Annotated in this window: 16 protein-coding genes; 7 read left to right on the forward strand and 9 right to left on the reverse strand. The window is 39.3% G+C overall.

Annotated features, from left to right (window positions below):
- Positions 1–21: 21 nt before the first annotated feature.
- The 6 genes from BVC88_RS13505 to BVC88_RS13530 all read left to right on the forward strand — a co-directional run bounded on the left by BVC88_RS13505 (position 22) and on the right by BVC88_RS13530 (position 4,524).
- On the forward strand, positions 22–1,770 hold the full coding sequence (locus tag BVC88_RS13505; protein ID WP_075351240.1) for a DUF6119 family protein: 1,749 nt from the start codon (positions 22–24) through the stop codon (positions 1,768–1,770).
- A gap of 11 nt (positions 1,771–1,781) precedes the next feature.
- Positions 1,782–2,195: a PDDEXK-like family protein gene (locus BVC88_RS13510; protein ID WP_075351241.1), complete on the forward strand. Its 414-nt coding sequence runs from the start codon at positions 1,782–1,784 to the stop codon at positions 2,193–2,195.
- A gap of 39 nt (positions 2,196–2,234) precedes the next feature.
- Complete coding sequence (locus BVC88_RS13515; RefSeq protein ID WP_175574421.1) at positions 2,235–2,981, forward strand: FRG domain-containing protein; 747 nt, start codon at positions 2,235–2,237, stop codon at positions 2,979–2,981.
- A gap of 61 nt (positions 2,982–3,042) precedes the next feature.
- The gene (locus BVC88_RS13520) at positions 3,043–3,585 is read left to right on the forward strand and encodes a hypothetical protein (RefSeq protein WP_075351243.1); all 543 of its coding nucleotides are present in this window, start codon (positions 3,043–3,045) and stop codon (positions 3,583–3,585) included.
- Positions 3,586–3,589: 4 nt separating this feature from the next.
- On the forward strand, positions 3,590–4,072 hold the full coding sequence (locus BVC88_RS13525) for a helix-turn-helix domain-containing protein (protein ID WP_075351244.1): 483 nt from the start codon (positions 3,590–3,592) through the stop codon (positions 4,070–4,072).
- Complete coding sequence (locus BVC88_RS13530; RefSeq protein WP_075351245.1) at positions 4,069–4,524, forward strand: preprotein translocase subunit SecB; 456 nt, start codon at positions 4,069–4,071, stop codon at positions 4,522–4,524. The genes BVC88_RS13525 and BVC88_RS13530 overlap by 4 nt, the downstream gene beginning before the upstream one ends.
- 647 nt (positions 4,525–5,171) lie before the next feature.
- On the opposite strand, the gene BVC88_RS13535 is transcribed toward BVC88_RS13530, so the two are convergent.
- From BVC88_RS13535 to BVC88_RS13570, 8 genes are all read right to left on the reverse strand, one after another.
- Positions 5,172–6,572, reverse strand: a complete 1,401-nt coding sequence (locus BVC88_RS13535) for an APC family permease (RefSeq protein ID WP_075351246.1) — start codon at positions 6,570–6,572, stop codon at positions 5,172–5,174.
- The gene (locus BVC88_RS13540) at positions 6,569–7,924 is read right to left on the reverse strand and encodes an NAD-dependent succinate-semialdehyde dehydrogenase (protein WP_075351247.1); all 1,356 of its coding nucleotides are present in this window, start codon (positions 7,922–7,924) and stop codon (positions 6,569–6,571) included. Before BVC88_RS13540 ends, BVC88_RS13535 begins: the two co-directional genes overlap by 4 nt.
- A 113-nt stretch (positions 7,925–8,037) precedes the next feature.
- Positions 8,038–9,018 (reverse strand): C45 family autoproteolytic acyltransferase/hydolase, encoded by a 981-nt coding sequence (locus tag BVC88_RS13545; RefSeq protein WP_075351248.1) that lies wholly within the window; start codon positions 9,016–9,018, stop codon positions 8,038–8,040.
- 229 nt (positions 9,019–9,247) lie between these two features.
- On the reverse strand, positions 9,248–10,741 hold the full coding sequence (locus BVC88_RS13550; RefSeq protein ID WP_083639099.1) for a biotin carboxylase: 1,494 nt from the start codon (positions 10,739–10,741) through the stop codon (positions 9,248–9,250).
- Between the two features lie 29 nt (positions 10,742–10,770).
- Entirely contained in the window at positions 10,771–13,512 is a 2,742-nt protein-coding gene (locus tag BVC88_RS13555; protein ID WP_075351249.1) for an aminotransferase class I/II-fold pyridoxal phosphate-dependent enzyme, read from the reverse strand.
- The gene (locus BVC88_RS13560) at positions 13,509–13,910 is read right to left on the reverse strand and encodes a VOC family protein (protein WP_075351250.1); all 402 of its coding nucleotides are present in this window, start codon (positions 13,908–13,910) and stop codon (positions 13,509–13,511) included. Before BVC88_RS13560 ends, BVC88_RS13555 begins: the two co-directional genes overlap by 4 nt.
- A 119-nt stretch (positions 13,911–14,029) precedes the next feature.
- Positions 14,030–14,956 (reverse strand): carbon-nitrogen hydrolase family protein, encoded by a 927-nt coding sequence (locus tag BVC88_RS13565; protein WP_075351251.1) that lies wholly within the window; start codon positions 14,954–14,956, stop codon positions 14,030–14,032.
- Positions 14,957–14,958: 2 nt separating this feature from the next.
- On the reverse strand, positions 14,959–16,266 hold the full coding sequence (locus BVC88_RS13570) for an aspartate aminotransferase family protein (RefSeq protein ID WP_075351252.1): 1,308 nt from the start codon (positions 16,264–16,266) through the stop codon (positions 14,959–14,961).
- A gap of 624 nt (positions 16,267–16,890) precedes the next feature.
- On the opposite strand from BVC88_RS13570, the gene BVC88_RS13575 reads away from it, so the two are divergent.
- Complete coding sequence (locus BVC88_RS13575) at positions 16,891–17,847, forward strand: succinylglutamate desuccinylase/aspartoacylase family protein (RefSeq protein ID WP_075351253.1); 957 nt, start codon at positions 16,891–16,893, stop codon at positions 17,845–17,847.
- A gap of 104 nt (positions 17,848–17,951) precedes the next feature.
- Here BVC88_RS13575 and tssD read toward each other — a convergent pair whose 3' ends face one another.
- Positions 17,952–18,428 (reverse strand): type VI secretion system tube protein TssD, encoded by a 477-nt coding sequence (gene tssD / locus BVC88_RS13580; protein WP_075351254.1) that lies wholly within the window; start codon positions 18,426–18,428, stop codon positions 17,952–17,954.
- Positions 18,429–18,648 lie beyond the last annotated feature (220 nt).

Genomic DNA, 18,648 nt, shown 5'->3' on the forward strand with positions numbered 1-18,648 from the left:
AAATTTTTAAAAATATCAATTATGGAAGTTGAAAGCCCTCATGACGTAAAAGTCTATCAAATTAATCGGGGATTCTATGAGTTTCGAAATTTAAACTCGAGCTCGGGAATTATCCATCACATCATTAACTATCACGTAGAGCACTCCCTGAGACAAATTGATTATGATGGAAACTTACCAGAATATCAAAAGGACAATATTAAATATAGTCTATATGTTTATAATGAAGTCGAATATGTTTCCCCATGGAAAGTATATTTACCTGCTGAAATCACCGAGGATAATGATTTTAATGTAAAGGCCTCGTCATTTGTTTTATTCGCAGAATTAGAAGATAGAATATTCTGCATTGTTGGCGGACGAGGTATATCAGCTATAAAAAGGTTCATCAATTATTCATTTGGTCTTGAATTATATGAAAAATTTTCAAACCCAACTACCGATATTGTTTATACTTTATTTTCTAGATCCCTATCTGGAAATTTAACCTCTCAATTCTCAACATTTAAAGAACAACAAATTCTCATTGACGCTTTATCATTAGGAAGAATACCCATAAAAATATTAATTGGGATAAACCAAGAGGGGTTTCTTGAAATCTTTAATTTTTTACCATTAACTGAAAATACAGAGCAATTTATTGAAATAGGAAACTCATTTTGGTTAAAGAACAAACTAACGTTTGACGAAACCCATCAGTTACTTCAAATTGTAGGTGATCTTTTACAAAGACCATCAAACAATAGAATAAGTCGTTTTGAAGAAGTGAAAGATCAAGAATTTTGTGATAATTCATTGATTCCAGGCTTGTCTACTAATATTTTTGATGATTCTCAAAGAGTAGCTAGCGGAAGTCATGCTCAACTAGATTTTGATTTTGTTCATCCTCAAAAACTTTTAATGTTTTATGAATGTGATTCATTTCAAGCCTTCTACAAAAAAGGCAAAGTCCCAATGTACTCCACAAATAATAGAAATGAGATATATCAGGGAGTTCTAACTAAAATCAGGAATGATCATGGAAGTATTAACCAATTTGATTTTAATGGAATACTTTGGGGAATACAAATAAAAGGTTTTAAAGGAGGTAATGAGGTAACAAAAGCACCATTCATCACACACATAAATTGTGAATATAAAATAAATCAAACATCTTATTTTTTCCTAGACAATCGTTGGTATCAGGCGAAAGGGGATTTTATTGATACAATTAATTCAGAAAGCAAACAAATCTTAAAAGCGAAGTTTTGGGAAAACAATCCTTTAGCTTTAAGCTGGAACTCTAGTCAGACTGAAGGAGTCTATAATCTTAGCTATTTGAATCAACAAGGTTTTATTGTGCTCGATAGAATGTTGGGGCAAAACATAGAACTTTGTGATTTACTTTACGAAACAGACACTACGATTTACCTTATTCATGTAAAAGCAGGGTTTGATGCTAAGTTGAGAGAACTCACAAATCAGATTTTAATTTCATCATCTAGACTTTCCAATGATTTAACGACAAATAAGGATTTCGTAAGAGAAGTTTTTCAATCTTTCCAAAATAGCCCTAACAATATTCATTCGTTCGATGAAGAAAGATTTTTGAATCTTTTTGAAAAAAATATTGAGTTTGTTCTTGCCTTTTGCCCGAAAGGTGTCAGAAACGATGTAATTAATAATATAGAAGCATTCACATCAAATGTGGCCAAATTTTCGATAATCAGCGTTTCAAGGGAAATGGCTACAAACAGCTACCCTCTAAAAATAGTAGAACTTTCAAGTTAACTAAAAGCTATATGGCTGAAATACATCGAAATAATACAGGTTTATCAGGAGAGTACTTTGTTGCAGCAGAGTTGTATAGAAGAGGTTGGTCTGTCGGTATGACCTTGGGTAATGCCAAAGCAGTTGACCTTTTTGCGGAGAAAGGTAATACGAGAATTTCTGTCCAAGTAAAGTCAATATATAAAGCTAAAAACGTAGGATGGCCTCTAATGAATACTGCTGTTAAGCAGGACTGCTTTTATATTTTCGTCAATCTGAATGGCGACAAGATCAATGCTGATTTACCTGATAGTCCGCAGTATTTTGTTTGTACTTCAGTGGAAGCACTTTTAAAGGTTAAACAATATAAAACTCGCGGTATTGTAAATCTTAACTCTCTCAATAATCAGTTATTTTTAGAAAGATGGGATAAGTTGGAGATTTAAGATTATGATATGGAAAGATTAGCCTCAGATAAATTCCGAATGAATTCTTTAGATGAGTTTATTTCATTTTTACAACTACATCTAATTGATGATGATGAATTCCGACTATTTCGAGGTCAGAAGAATGCTTCTTGGAAACTAGAATCGAGGCTCTATCGAGAAGTAATGGAGGCTGATCTTGAGCAATCTTTTTATGAGATAGAGCAAACATTATTTGAAAGCTTCAAAAGCAAGCTAGACAAATTAAAAAAAGAGACTTCTTCAAACACCGAAGTTTTGGCATATGCTCAACATTATGGTTTACCTACACGACTACTTGATTGGTCGACTAATTCTTTGGTTGCTTTATGGTTTGCATTTAGTGAAAGTCAGATGGGTAATTTTGATAGAGTTGTTCAAACGATTACAATTCAAAAATGGGATGTTAAAGGTGCTGAAGATGAAAACATCTTTAATACAAGAGTTGCTAGATTTATTAATCCTCGAAATCATTTCATAGATGACAGAATAAAGAACCAAGAAGGTTGGTTTTCAAATCAGGATATAAACATTATTCCTATAGGTAAAGAGCGTTCAGGAGATGGTCTCCCCCATTTTGGTCGATCTGGTTTAATTGAAGAGGACGATTATTTCAACTGGAAAATCTCAAAGTATTATTTCAGTAATTCACTTAGAAATTCCATTTTGGAAAGCCTTGAAGAAGCCGGAATTACAAAAGAGTTTTTATTTCCTGACTTTTCGAGAATATGTGAGGAGATAAAGGATGACGTTTATTCGAGATTTTGAATGATTCATTATGACAAATAAATATCTATTGAACCAAAATGTAAACCTGTAGGTTGACACTATGAATATTGTTACTATATTTGAGCGCTCTAGGGACTGTCTTTTTGCTGTTAAGTATGATGACAATAAGCTAGATGCGCTTGAAATACTACAAGAAACATGGTCAGATCCAGAAGAATTACGCAAGTTTTTCATACAATACAAAAAGGATTATGAAGCCTATTATGGCAAAGCAAGAATCAGTTCGATAGTTGAGATAGCCATCGATGATGCGGATTTGCTGTTTGAAACCTTATTTAAATTGGCTGAAGATGAATCAGGAAGTCATCTTGGCGAATTTTTAAAACCGCTACACAATAAAGAAGCTGGAAAAGCTTATGACTTACAACAATTAAAAGGATATGGAACACTCAATAATTCATTTTTGAGAGTGTATGCTATTCGGTATGGAAATTCCTACGTTATTACTGGGGGTGCCATTAAATTGACGGATCAAATGAAAGATCGGAAACACACAAAAGATGAGCTTTATAAACTCAATTTGGTAAGAGATTACCTCCAAGAGAAAGGTGAAGAAGGAGAGTTCGTTTACTTAGACATTTAAGACAATGAGCATTACAGAAGAAAAATTAAAGAATTTAGCAGCAAAGAATCCAACCTCCAACTGGAAGGAAAAAGTTGCTTTTAGAAAAGAAAATAAGGCATGGATCAAGAAGGCAACAAGAATTGCTTTGCGCATTTTGGATGCCTTGGATGATAAAGGCTGGAATCAAACCGATCTGGCAAAAGCGCTAGGTGTGACTCGTCAGCAAGTAAGCAAATTGGTAAAAGGACAGAATGATTACAAGCTTTCAACCCTTACCCAATTGGAAAAAGTGCTGGAGATTCAGTTGCAGGCTATTTTGGCAGAGAATGAGCAGGTAATGACTGAGGAGATGATTAAAGAGCGATTAAATGAAGAAATCACTGATTATCATCGCAAATGGGTTCTTACCCAGCAGTATTTTAATTTGAAAAATCAAAAACCAAATCCTCAACTAGTAATGGCAGTGGAAAAAGCTTCCGAGGATGATTATGCAATGGCAGGATGAAAGCAAAATTCTCACCCTTACAATTATTGGATTTCAAGCTCTTGGAGTCTCATTATGAATTTATAGTTCCTGAAAATGATGAACTGGACCCAAAAGAACTGTTTTTCTCCTATCCAGTCGAAATAGATTTTGGTATGAGCCCTATCGAAGAAAATGGCGAAATCCAATTGATAACTATAATTGAAGTCAATCTAGACGAGGAAAACAAATTCCCTGGATATAAAATAATGGTTGAAGGTGGTGGTACTTTCAAAATCAGTGAATCTGAAGAAATTGAAGATGGACTAAGAAACAATCTGTTAAGATTTTCTACGCTCAATATGATGGTAAATAACTTACGTAATATTATCTACCAAATTACTAATTTGGGGCCAATGGGAGGCTATTTGCTACCCCCTATTGATATTACTAAGTTATTAAAGGATAAAGCTGATGAACAGGAAGATGAATAAATAAAAACTTAAAAAAACCGAGATAGATTTGTTTCGGTTTTTTTATGGTTAAATGTATTTTTTCAAAGCTCAGCAATTCAATGTTTATAATGTCAAATCCTAATCTTAGGATTTTCAATGTGTAGAAAATCTACGATCCAAGTTTTTGTCTTGCTGCGTCTTGTCCCGATGAATTCGGGGGCAAAAAAACATGGAAAAAGAAAATAAAAATCGTTACCATCCCCCCGCACATACACCCTTTTCCAGATAGAAATCCTGCGCGGGAGGTTTTAAATGGTGGGGTTTCTTTTAACCATGGCCCCGATAACTATCGAGGGCGCCCATGGCTACCGAGCTTTAGCACCTACGGCGCAGGTGGCTAGGTCACTATTTGAGTGATCTTCCAATTTTAAGGTTTTCAGACTTCGCAATTTTGCCTTCTGATTTCAAAAGCTATGTTTCCTATGTGACTATGTGGTTTTAATAAAAGCCATACTACTCTCCTTTCTTTGTTCTTTTGGCTTGATGCAAAAGAACATTGAAAAAGAAAATAAAAACACCTTCGGTGTTATCTATTGCGGTAGAAAAACTATGTTTTCTATGTGTCTATGTGGTTTAAATAAAAAACATCTATGTTTCCGGAACTTTGTCGGGAGTAATAAAAAAACTCAACTCTCCAGATGATCATCCATCTTTTCCCGCATGCCCTTTCGGGTATAAACCCGGCTAGCCCAGAAATAGAAGATTAATCCGATGACTAACCAGCAGGCGACAATGGTCCATTCGATGCCATTCAGTGCAGAAGGATTTCCGGGTAAATACAAATAGAACAAGCCTAATCCGCATACAAAAGCCATGATCCCAACCCATTTCCCAAAAGGCACTTTAAATGGTCTAGGCATAAGCGGTTCCTTCTTTCGCAATCGGTAAAAGGACAGCGCCACCAAAGTCCAGGAAATCACTATTCCCAGCCCTCCGGCATTGACCAACCAATTCATCGCTTCTTTTCCGAAAACTGTGGCTAGAATTGAGGTCAGCGTGACAAATAGGATCGCTACAATTGGAGATTTGAATTTAGGATGCAGGACTGCAAAGGCTTTGGGTAGCATTCCAGAATATCCCATTGCATAGATCGCCCGGGTCGCTCCTACAAAAAAGCTATTCCAGCTGGTAATAATTCCTGCCAGACCCGCTAAAATCAACAGGTTTTTGGCCCAGACTCCTGAATAGATTTTCTGCATGGCATCTGCCGGGGCCAGTGTGCTTGCTTCCAGTTCAATGCTGCTAAGGGTGGTTCCAACGCTATAAATAATCGCCGTGTACCAGCCAATGGCCAAAAGCACGGAGAGAATCAGGATCTTGCCAATTTGCTTAAAAGGAAGATTGATTTCTTCCGCAGCCTGTGGAATCACATCGAATCCCACAAACATAAAAGGCGTCATTACAATGACTGCCAGCAAGCCAGTTGATATCTTCTCCGTTCCCCAGATTTCCCCGGATGAAATAGCTTCATTGGGAGAAAAAAGGCTTCCGAAAATCAACATCAAACCAGCTACTAGGATAAAGAGCGTAAAAACAGTTTGGATAAAAGCGGCAGATTTGACTCCAAAGAAGTTGATGACTCCGATCAAAACCGATCCAACTATTCCAATCAGAACCCAATCCAGGTAGATGGGATTGCCTTGGAAGTTCCAGAGTGCTTCCCCTTGGGAAAGGGGTAAAATATTTCCCAGGACCACGGGCAAGGCCACCGCTTCAAAAGCACAGACGGAAACGTAGCCCAGAATAATAAACCAAGTACAGAAAAAGGAGGCGTCCAACCCGAGTCCCCGGTAACTGAACACATGCTCCCCTCCCACTTTTGGCATTGCTGCAGTTAGCTCGGAATAGGTCAAGCCTACCAAAGCCACCACAAATCCTCCGATAAAGAAGGCGAGAATTGCGCCCATTACTCCGGCTTTGAGAATCCACTCAGAGGTGAGCACCACCCAACCCCAGCCGATCATCGCGCCGAAGGAAAGAGTGAAAATATCCCATTTGCCTAGTACTCGATTGAACTTTGAACTCATTTGATATAGATGGTCTTTCGATTGATGAATTCCATCATGCCATCCTTGGAGAGTTCACGGCCGTAGCCTGAATTTTTTGTCCCCCCAAAAGGTAATCTCGGATCAGATTTGACTAATTCATTGATGAAATAAGCGCCATCTGACACTTCCCCCGACATGCTCAAAGCCTTTTCGATATTGGTCGTGCATACTGTCACACCCAAACCGTAATTTGATAGTTCAGAAAGTCGGAAGGCATCCTGCTCATCTTTTGCTCGGATCATGGCTGCCAAAGGTCCAAATGTCTCTTCGTCAAAAGCTGGCATTCCGGGTTTCACCTCTCCCAATATGGTAGGCTCGTGGTAGCAGTTTTCCTGTTTTCCCCCTAAGAGTAATTTGGCTCCTGCAGCAATAGACTTTTGGACTTGGCTTTGGAGTTCTTCTGCCAGATCTTTTCGTGCCAAGGTTCCTACTTTAGTATCTTCAGCCATGGGATCACCTGATTTAAGTTCTTTTACCCCTGCGGTGAATTTGCTCACGAATTCCTCATAAATCCCTTCCAAGAGTATAAAACGCTTGGCCGCAATACAGCTTTGACCACAGTTCAGCATGCGCGCTGCAAGTGCAGTTTTCACGGCTTGATCGATATCCGCATCTTCCCAAACGATAAAAGCATTGTTTCCCCCCAATTCAAGTAATGACTTCTTCAAGTGCCTGCCGGCGATTTCCCCTACGGCTGTTCCTGCTCGTTCACTTCCTGTGAGTGTGACCGCTTTAATCGCCGGATGTGAAACAATAGTTTCCGTCAGATCATGATGAACGATAAGATTTTGAAAAACTCCTTCGGGAAAACCAGCCTTCAGAAAGACAGATTCGATTTGCTTTGCGCAGCCAAAAACGTTTGAGGCATGCTTGAGCATTCCTGTATTTCCTGCCATCAGAGTTGGGGCAGCGAATCGAAATACCTGCCAAAAAGGGAAATTCCAAGGCATAATCGCCAAGACACATCCAATCGGGTCATGCTTGACCATGCTTTTCTGGGCATCCGTGGCAATGACTTCATCTTTCAAAAATGCAGAAGCATTTTCAGCATAATAGTCACAAACCCAAGCACATTTATTTACTTCTGCACGAGATTCTGAAATGGGTTTGCCCATTTCCAAAGTGATCATTTGAGCATATTCTTCGACATTATCCCGTAGAACAGTTCCTGCCTTTACCATCATGGCGGCACGCGATTCAATAGGTACTTTACGCCAAGAGCTAAAAGCATCGGCTGCTTTTTGGAGCATTAAGTTCACTTCTGATTCAGATTGAGCTTGATATTGACCGACTACTGCTCCGTTATAAGGGTTGATACTTTTAAAATCCATGGTTGATTAGGTGTTTATGATTATTATGTTGTCCAGTAATTTTTTGGGTTGAAAGGAATCAAAACTTGTTTTCCTTGGACAATCAAATTGGTTTTAATCGATTTTTATTTTGTTTAATGGCGATGAATCAGAGCTTGATGAAAAGTGATCAGTTTTTCCTCTTCTGTGAAATCGTCAAAAGACTGATTCATTATTTCGCCAGGCCAAAGCAGCTGCATTGCTCCGAGTTCCGGATAATAAGCAGCGGTATATAAAGTGCCTAAACCTTGTTCGTAATATTGGTTATAAAGCGGTGGATGGAGGAAAGAATTGCACAGTGAATCGCCACTCATTCCTCTTTTCAGGATATTTTCCAGGTAAATTGCTCTGGTGGCAGTTCGGTTTAGGTTCTTCTTTTTTGCCCAGTTGATCGGGCCTTGGTGGTTGGTGGTGAAATTGGCATCAGTCACTACAGAATTCCGATCCGGAGCAATCTGAACGGTTTTTACCTGGCCACTCTTATCTACCAAGGTCACATTATAAGACATGTGTGAGGGTACATTTTGAAGGACGCTGACTCCTTCTGCTACCGTGCTACAAAACTCCAAAATGTATCGGAGTATAAAAGGAACTCCGAATCCAAAACCCACGGTCTTTCTGCCACCATAGGTCAGAGAAAGTGCCAAACCATCTTCATTCATCCCGTCCAGCACGCCCATCAGGCAGTCACTGCTGGCGATAACGGATTTTCCGTTCCAAGCAGTTTTCAATAATACGCCTTCAAATCTTTCGGCATGGTAGTCGTAGTTCCGTACCAATTGGATGGTTTCTATGGTAGAGACCGCTTGAGAACAAGCACTGGAATAAGTTGGCGGCTGAAAACCAGTCAGAAAGCAGGCTGCGACTTCATCTGCCCGGACTAAATCACAGAGGTGATAATAAGTCGGTAAAAGCTCCGGCATGTAAATTTTCAAGGCCGAAATGGATTGGTTTGAATTAAATTCAGATACACTCGCATCCAACCAGGCCTTATAAGCTGGCCAACGTTCATGAAATAATTTTTGCCATTTGAAGTCTGCGATCGACTCATTGATGGAAGTGAAAAGGCGCTGCATAGTTCCCAGCAATTCAAAAACGAATTGATTCTAAATTTTAATTTTTCCGATTAGCTAAAATCAAGTCCAGAAAGTTATTCTTTGACCTTTACCCGAATTCAGATAGCCGAGGCTTCTAAGATTAGGGATTTTAATAAGCTCTTTTAAGGTAAGGCATTTAATCCTATTCTTAAATTAAAATTCCCCAGCGCTAAGGAAACCTAGTGCTGGGGAAAAAAGAGCTTTTGTATTATTTGGTCAAACTTCCTGTAAGATGAATTGGCTCTCTCTTATCTTCCACCAATTCTGAAGAATACTGACCTTTGACGGCTTTGATCCAAGTTTTTGCTCGCTCGGTTAGCTGGAAATTATCGGTCATCATGCGACCTCTGGAAACCAAAATCCCCATATCCGCACCTTCATATAAGTAATCGCCTTCTTTACTGATTCGCAAGAAAAAGGCTTCTTGCTCGGATTCTACAGCTCTTCGGTGAGTATCCATTCGGTCAAATTGGATATGACCATTGTCAAACATATGCCAGATTCCTGATTTAGGAGCGGAATGAATGTATTCCACGGTGTCTTCGGTATGCTTGATGACCATTTGACTCCAGTTATCAATATTTTCCTGTCGACCCCAGCGATCATTGATAGTTTTCACATTCAATTCGTATTTCTGATCCATCCATTCTAAAATATGAAATAGGTAAAGTGGGGCATCAGCCAAGGCGAATACGGCGTGATTGGTGATCGAACTTGCTCCAGTTACTCTTGGGTTAAGTTCTCCCAGATAGATCTTACCATTGTCCTGATCGATCAAGAAATCCAATTCAAAGTATCCCTTATAGCCTTCTTTCTTCAGTTGATCTCCAAAAAGCTGGGTGTACTTTCGAGCTTTTTGACGGATAGCTGGTGTAAAGGCATTCGGGTAAATCTCATTACCACACCAGCCTCCTTTGTAAGGAGTGAGCTCTTTAAAACCAACGAGCTCAGTCATTAATGGAGCGACTATCGTTCCGTTACTAGTTACGCAGGCTTCTATAGCAGATCCTCGGCAGTTAATCCGCTTCATAATTTTCACCTCTTCTTCTTTTTCAATTTCTGGAGCATGCTTCAGATATTCTTTTTCATTTGAAATAAAGAAAGTTGTATGTCCGGAGTCACCAAAAGGTGTTTGAATCACAAGATCAGTTCCCAGAGCCTTTTTAGACACTTCTTCCAAGTGCGCATAATTTTTTACTGGAGAAAGCACGTAGGGCACACAAGGAACACCTGCTTTTTCTGCGATCCGATTGGTATTGACCTTATTATCCATGTCATTCCGCATCTTTGCGCTTGGGAAAATCACTTCAAGACCAAGCTTTTTAGCAAGTTTTTCAGTTTTCTCATCAAACATTAAAAACATCGCTTTTCCTGCTTTGCCCTTTACTTTACGCTGATGAATAAATGCCTGAACTTCAGGGTGCTGAAGAAGGTAATTGTTAATGTCTTCAATACTCTCAAACTCGTCATGTGGTATCTCAGTTTGTGGTGCAAAAACATTCGGATGTAATCCATCAAAGCACTCTATATTACTTATAAACTTGAAGCCCTTTATCCACTCATCTGCTCCCAAAAGATTAAAATTTGTAGCACTGATAAAATAGATTGGAGTTTCATTCTTATAGAAAAATCGTCGGATATCGGATATGCCTTTCAAAATTGGGTTGGTAGGCTTTGCTTTTTCGATCGTTTTAGTAGTCATAATTTTATTATTGGTCTATACTTTTTTAATTATCTTTTTTTAGAAATGCTCATTGCTCCCATTGCGGTTGCTGTTTTCTGTCGATTCAGAACTGAGTCTTTGAATACTCTTAATCCTAAGTCCGCTCTATATCCGTGAATTTCAGAAACATCCAAAGCCAACATAAAGCGAAGAATCTCTTCACTGATCACTTGACCTGGGACCAAAACTGGGAATCCTGGAGGATAGGGAATTATAAATGAAGAAGCCACAAACTCTTTTCCTTCTTCAATTGCTTTTTTGCAATCTACCATAGAGATGTATTCACAATTATCCTCGTCGTAAGCAAGGAAATATGCTGCTCTTAAATTCCCTCCTGGAACTCCAGGTACCGCAAGGAATGAAGAATGAAATCGGCTGAAATCAGGTAATGGCGGCACATGTTTAGTGAGCGATTCAATCTGGATATCCGCAATTTCTCTTTCTCTTTGATTAAGGGATTCGAAATGCTGATCCAATTGCTCTGCAATATCCAAAAGCACTTTCGTCAGGTAGGCCACACTTCCTCTTGTGGTTCCAATATTGGTCATAAATAGAACCGTATTTCTCGAAGTCTTATTGATTTGGATGTTGTACTTGTCCATCAGATACTTGTTTTTGAAAGTATCTCCATCGATTCCGGTACGCCCTATAAACAAGGTGATTTTAGTGGGATCCAACATGAATTCGTCTTTTTCCCAAGCATCCTCCATACGATTCCATCCTTTTGTGGAATCGTAATATTCGCTTAATCCTGTATTTCGGTATTGATCTGGGATAAAATCCTTCACCGTCAACACATTGAAGTATTTACTGAGCTTTGGATTTCCAATGACTTTGGCCCTAAAAACCATTGCCAACTCGATGCTGCGCTCCACCATTTCATAGCCTTCAAACTGGGCTTGCCTTCTTCCGACATCAAGTGATGCCAACATCTGATAATTGGGAGAAGTGGAAGTATGCGTCATATACGCTTCCAGGAAGGTGTTTTCAGCTCTTTTTCTAAACTCTTCATCCCATATATGAATCATGGAACCTTGGCGGAAACTACTCATTGTCTTGTGTGTACTTTGAGTGGCGTAGACTCTTATTTTTACCAAATCGGGATCAGGTAATAAAGGATCTTCCCCTTCTTTAAGGCTCGCAAGGTGGTTTAGATATTCTTTTCGGTAAGCCTCAGTTTGGTATTTTTCATATAGCTTTTTGGCACTGAACATTCCTGTACGCTGCTTATAGGTGTAGGTAAATCCTGCAAAAGCAAACCAGGCCTCATCCCAAAGGAATACCATGTCTGGTTTGATTGCCAGCACACTTTCCATTACGCGTTGTACATTGTACACCATTCCATCAAAGGTGCAATTGGTCAGTAATAGCATTTTGACTTTGTCCAATCGCCCTGCGGCTTTCAAAATTTTAAGTTTCTTAAGAATTTGTTCTAAAGGAACTGCTCCATAAATGGAATATTTTTCAATTGGATAAGAATCTAGATATACCGGATATGCTCCTGAAAGTACTAATCCATAGTGATGCGATTTATGGCAATCTCTATCAATTAAAACCAAGTCTCCAGGTGCTACCAAAGCTTGAAGTACAATCTTATTAGCAGTTGACGTTCCATTAGTTACAAAAAATGTTCGCTGAGAACCATAAGCCTCTGAGGCCATTTCCTGAGCTTTCTTCAATGGACCCGTAGGCTGTAATAATGAGTCCATTCCCCCAATGGTAGATGAGGTTTCTGCCAAGAACATATTTCTCCCGTAGAATTCCCCAAAATCTTTGATCCATTTCGATTTAAATACTGAGTTACCTCTAGAGATAGGCATAGCATGGAAAACCCCTGTTGGTTTTTGACTATACTCTTTCAAAGCGGTGAAGAAAGGAGTCCTGTATCGTTCGTTTATTCCTCTGATTATTCCTAAATGAAGTTCCTGAAGATCTTCTTTTCGATAGAATATTCTCCGGAAAGTAGCTAATGTCTTGTCTTGCAACTGACCAAGTGCTGTGTCAGTGACATAATAGGTGTCTAATTCAGGTCTAAATTGTTTGATCAATTGCCCTAGCCTTGGCCCTAACTCGGCCTCAGAAAGGTCCTCCAATTTTAAATTAAGAACATTCTGAATATAAGGTTTGATCAAAGGGGTAATATTCGAAGAGAGGTATGGGGGTGCGTATCGAATGACAACTGCCTGAATATTTGGATTGAAGAAAAGGGCGATTAAAGCATCCTGGAAGGAATGCTGCACGACAATGTTATAAGTAAACTTATCGTTTGGATCATGAAGATCTCTGATTTTTTCATGCAAATTTGCCTCATCAATTGGGCTCAAATTATCCAGAAAAAGAACTTCGAAGTAATTCTTTTGTCCACTTTGACGAATACTTGTAATCAACTCATTTTCGATATCTTCGTCATCCTCTGCAGAAGAAACATTAGGATTACCGCTATACACATCATCAACAACCTTTTTGGTTGTGTTGGTGATTACTTGACCCATGAAGCCATAATCTCTCTTATCAAATGATTTAATAAGTTTTTCGATTACTGCTTTACCAGGTATTGCAAAATATTTTTCTACCACCGCTAAATCACTTAGCAATTGACCAATACTGGTTTTATGCTTGGATTCGGCAGCAGATCCAGGTTTAGCTTCGATAAGTTCTTCGCTTTCGATCTTTAATTCATTCCATCGGTCAAGTCGAAGCTGACCAATACTATAATAGGGAGCGCTTATTGCTTTTTTAGTGATTTTCATTTAATGGAGTGGAGAGCTAGTTTGTTACCTTCAGTATCAATAAATAGGGCAAAGTACCCATCATCTTCACTAATCAAGGTTTTACCTAAAATGACACGGCCGCCTGCGGCTTCCACTCTTCCTAAAACGGGTGCAAGATCTTTACCGGCATTTAGATATACTAAGGTGCCGGTTTCACTGGGAGTACTTCCTTCACCTACTACAATAGCTCCCCCAATACCATTCTCAGCGGGGAATAATGCCATGGAATAACCATTGGTTTCCATAGTTTCCATTTCGATTGAGTAGATGTAATTGTAGAAAGCAACTGCCCTGTATAAATTCAAAGCAGGTATTTCAAACCAGCTTACATAGTGACGGATTTTTTCTCTTTTTTTTCCTGTGGAGGGTAATCCCATTAGTTTTTGTTAAAGTTGAAGAATTGATTTTACAAGTGATGTTTTAAAGAAGATGATCTGAAATCCCAGCCAATTTCTCTTAAGGAATGGCTGGGAATACAGAAAATCATGCTAATAAATTAAAGGCCTTTGAACCCCATTGGAGTTGCCTCTTGATTATATTCACTTTCTTTTTGACGCAGCTTCGCGAGCTCGTCCAATTTTTTGGGCTTGATCAATGGCCCAAGTGAGTCCAAATAAGGTAAAGGCGTACCTGCCTGATAGATGGAAAAATCTTTAATATTATCTCTGAAACTTTTCAAAGGCTGACCTAGGCGGAGAATTCCTAGCTCCCTACTTCGTTTTACCCGATCGATGTCCAGTTCTATCGGAATGATCTCTTCGGTACTTCCGGCTTCATAAAGTACTCGCCCATCTGGTCCGCAAACAATGGAGCGGCCACTGCCACCGGTATCCAATCCATTGACATCAAATAGGAAGCATTGATTGACACTGGCCATTGCTCGTGCGATTGAGAGTTCGATGTCACGATCAATTGTCCCTGTCAGAGTTGGGTGAAGAATCACTTCTGCGCCCATTACAGCGAGTGTTCTGATCGTTTCAGGGAACCACATATCATAACAAATAGATACTCCAAAACGGCCAACATCCGGCACGTCAAAGACGCAAAATTCATTTCCAGCGGTCACTCCTACTTCATAGGGGTAAAAAGGAAACATTTTACTATACCGATTGACTATTTCTCCATTTGGGTTGATGACTGAGGCGGTGTTGAAAATTTTCCCATCCTTTTTCTCAAATATAGATCCCGGTAAGAGCCAGATTCCATATTTTTTTGCCATCTCCTGCATTTCAAGCTCAAAAGAGTTTGGTACTTCCTGCGCGGTGTGAAGCAATGGTCCAAAAGCACATAATTCGCTAAATACCACCATCTCAACCCAAGGGTAAAGGTTCATAGTAATATCCAGTTTCAGCTTCATCATTTCCACATTGGAATGAATTGCGGATACTTTCATTTGTATTCCTGCTATTGCGAATGGTTTCATTTTTATTTTTTAGTATTAATTCTAATTTGATTTTCCAGGATATCTAATCCCTTGTTTAATTCTTCATCAGTAATGACTAGTGGGGATAAAACTCGGATGATGTTTTTATAAGTACCTGCAGAGATAATGATCAGTCCATTTTCAGCACAACCTTTTACAATCGCTGCACATAGCTCCCCATCAGGTTGCTGAGGATCGCCATTTTTGACAAATTCAATTGCATTCATAGCGCCCAACCCTCTGACATCTCCCACTTCCGGGTATTTATTTTTGATTTTTTCAAATCGATCCATGACGATCTGACCTACTACTTTTCCTCGCTCATTTAGGTTGATATCCTTCATGTATTGTATTGTAGCCAATGAAGCGGCACAGGCGATAGGACTTCCGATATAGGTTCCACCTATTGTTCCAGGAGCAGCTGCGTCCATTACTTCTGCTTTTCCCACTACTGCAGCAATCGGCAATCCCGAGCCCATCGACTTGGCATACGTACTCAAGTCTGGCTGCACATTGTAATGTTGCCAGCTTGCCCAATGACCGGTTCTGCCAAATCCACTTTGAATCTCATCCGCGATAAGAATGATCCCATATCGGTCACAAAACTGACGCAGACCCTCAAAGTATTTTTGAGGAATTGGATTAAAACCACCTTCTCCTTGCACTGGCTCGACAATGACAGCTGCCAAATTTTTGGGATCAATAAGGTTTTTCGTTGACTCCTGAAGATTTTTAAGATGAAGGGCCACAAACTCTTCCATTGATTTACCTTCAGAATTATGGTAAAAATTAGGAAAGGGGATTCGGTAAACTTCGGGTGCAAATGGGCCACATTCAAGCTTATAATCTACCTTGCTGGTAAGTGTCATTGCCATCATAGTTCTTCCATGATATGCATCTGTAAAACATAGCACTGCTTCTCGCTTTGTGGCTTGACGCGCTATTTTGATTGCATTTTCAACAGCCTCAGCTCCTGTACTAATCAACATGGCTTTTGTCTTCGCTCCGTGCGGAAGAATTTCACAAAGCTCTTCACATAATTTTATGTAAGGTTCGTAAGTGACTACGTTGAAGCTGGTATGGATATACTTTGCAGCTTGCTCTTGAATAGCTTTGACAACCGGCTCAGGGCAGTGTCCTGCATTTACTACTCCAATTCCTCCTGCAAAATCCAAGAGTTCTTTGCCATCTTCATCTATAATAATTGCGCCTTTGGCTTCCCTAACTGTGGCAGTATTAAATACGCCAACTCCATTTGCAACCACATTTTTTCGCCTTTCTAATAAGGCATTAGAATTACTCTTAATCATGTACAGTTTTTTATTGTTTGGATACTTCTAAATCGATCTGAGACAATAGCGCTTGGCCTAAAAAGTAGGCAACCTATTTACTTCAGTGGTTTGGATTGAATAAGGTGGGTGAAGTCGATAATAATAGCTTCTAAAAAAAGATAATTTGAAATTATCAGGGATCAACTAACTTATTTTAAGAATATCATTAATTTCTAAAATGATAATTATGCTATTAATTATACCTGATTATACATTAAGTTTCGAGGTGAAAAGAACTTTCGATTGAAACTTTTGGAATGAATGAATAAATGTTCGGCATATTCGTAAGATAGGAAAAATATCCCGAAAATGGGCTATATAGGAGGGATAATTCTATCTGTTGATTGAAAAATCTTGTCTTTATTTGATAACAACAAAGAATCCCAATTTCAACATTTCTAGTTGCTTACGATCTTTTTTTATTTAAACTCAAGCTTATTAAAAGTTGCTTTCTATAAAAGTATTATTTGACAAAAATGACTTTTTAGGGCCCTATTCATAAATTTCCAAGAATTCTTCAAACATAATTAAGCTATTTAATTCAATGAAGGAAAACTGTTTTTCTGAATATTCCCTAAATTCCTTCCCAAACCAAAAATCGCCATGATCCACCTACTCCAAAATCACTTTCCAGAAAGCAGCGAAGTTAAGCTCAACTCTAAAACAAGAGGTTTTATTTCTATACCGGGAACTCCGGTTGAAATGCCTTTTACTTTTATCCATGGGGCAAATCCGGGTAAATCCATGTTAATCACCGCAGGAGTGCATGGTGGAGAGTATCCATGTATTGAGACGGCGATTCAGTTGGCCAATGAGATTGATCCTGCTCAGGTTAGCGGCACGATACTGATTATTCATCCGGTCAATCCAGCAGCTTTCCTTGCCCGGATGCAATATTATGGACCTTTTGATGGGAAAAATCTCAATCGAGTTTTCCCTGGGAAAGCCACCGGAACAGTCAGCGAGCGAATTGCATATGCGGTGCATCAGTTTCAGCAGGCAGCTGATTTTTACTTGGATCTTCATGGAGGCGATATTCATGAGGGCTTGGTTCCTTTTGTGATTTATTCTACGCTGGGAGGTGCAGCACAAGCGGAGCAATCTCGCCTTGCCTCTGCCCTGCTGGGATTTCCTTATGTGGTAGGTTCTGTTTCAGAAAATGGCTCTATTGGAGCTGCAGCAAAGTCAGGCACTCCGGGATTTTTGGCTGAATTAGGGCAATGTGGGCGATGGAGTCCAGAGGAGGTTGATCAATACAAAGAAGCAGTACTGAATGTACTCCGTTCATTTGAAGTCATTCCAGGGGAAGTGAAACAGTATGAAGTGGAATTTCTTGAAAAAATGCTGGTGACTACCGCGAGCGTAGAAGGCTGCTGGTATCCGTCTGTTCAGTTGGAGGATACGGTGAAAAAGGGTCAAAAACTAGGTGAAATCCGTGATTACTTTGGAAATATGAAAGCAGAGTACTTTACCGATTCCGATGGCGTAGTGCTATATCTGGTTACCTCGCTGGCGATTATGGCTAATGATCCACTTGCTGCGGTTGGGGTTTCGGCTTGACGATAGTTTACAGTTGGAAGTTTAAAGTTTAAAGTTTTTAGAATTATACATTCTGCCCACTGCCTACTGTTCACTGCCTCCTGCTCACTGCCCACTGCCCCTGCCTAAGCCCCAATATTAGTATCGCTGGAGGCTTCTAAATTTCCATCGGCAAAACGCCAGGTTATCTTGCTATAGATAAAGGAGACAACTTCTAACTCGGGTACTGGAGAAAGTGCAGGATTTGCGAGTTGCTGCTGTATGGAGCTGATTCTAGCATCTTCTAATTCCACAGAATAATAGAGGGATAAAACACCTTCCAGATTGGTATTATAGCATTCCAACCGAAAGACTGATATCCGATCATTTCTATCCCAACTATCATATAATAGCACAGTCGCTTTATCAATCCCCTTAGTTACCGCAAAGGCCCCATGTTTGTTTCTCCCTCTGGCACGTCTGCCCGTTGGATTCAAATCTGTTGATACTTCATGGTCTGTAGAAAACACTTCAATCAGGTTTTCAAATCCCGCTTGCATTACTGAACCTGCAATGGATCCGTGGCGAGCACTTTCGAGAGTTAAAAGAATTAGATGTGACATGGACTTTTTGTTTTTGATCTTTAATTTAATAAAAAGTTGCCACTTATAATTTGAAGAACTTTCACCTTTTTGAGGAAAAAAAAACAGCTTAAGCTTTCAAAATAAGCAACATAGTTATTTCAAAAGAGGTATCGAAAGGAAGTTTTTTTGTTGATCAGTTTTACAGACTGAGGAACCTCAATTTATAAGATTAGATGCGGTTTCAGAATCATAGACACTG

It is taken from the genome of Algoriphagus marinus (genome assembly GCF_001936475.1).
GTDB classification, from domain to species: domain Bacteria; phylum Bacteroidota; class Bacteroidia; order Cytophagales; family Cyclobacteriaceae; genus Algoriphagus; species Algoriphagus marinus.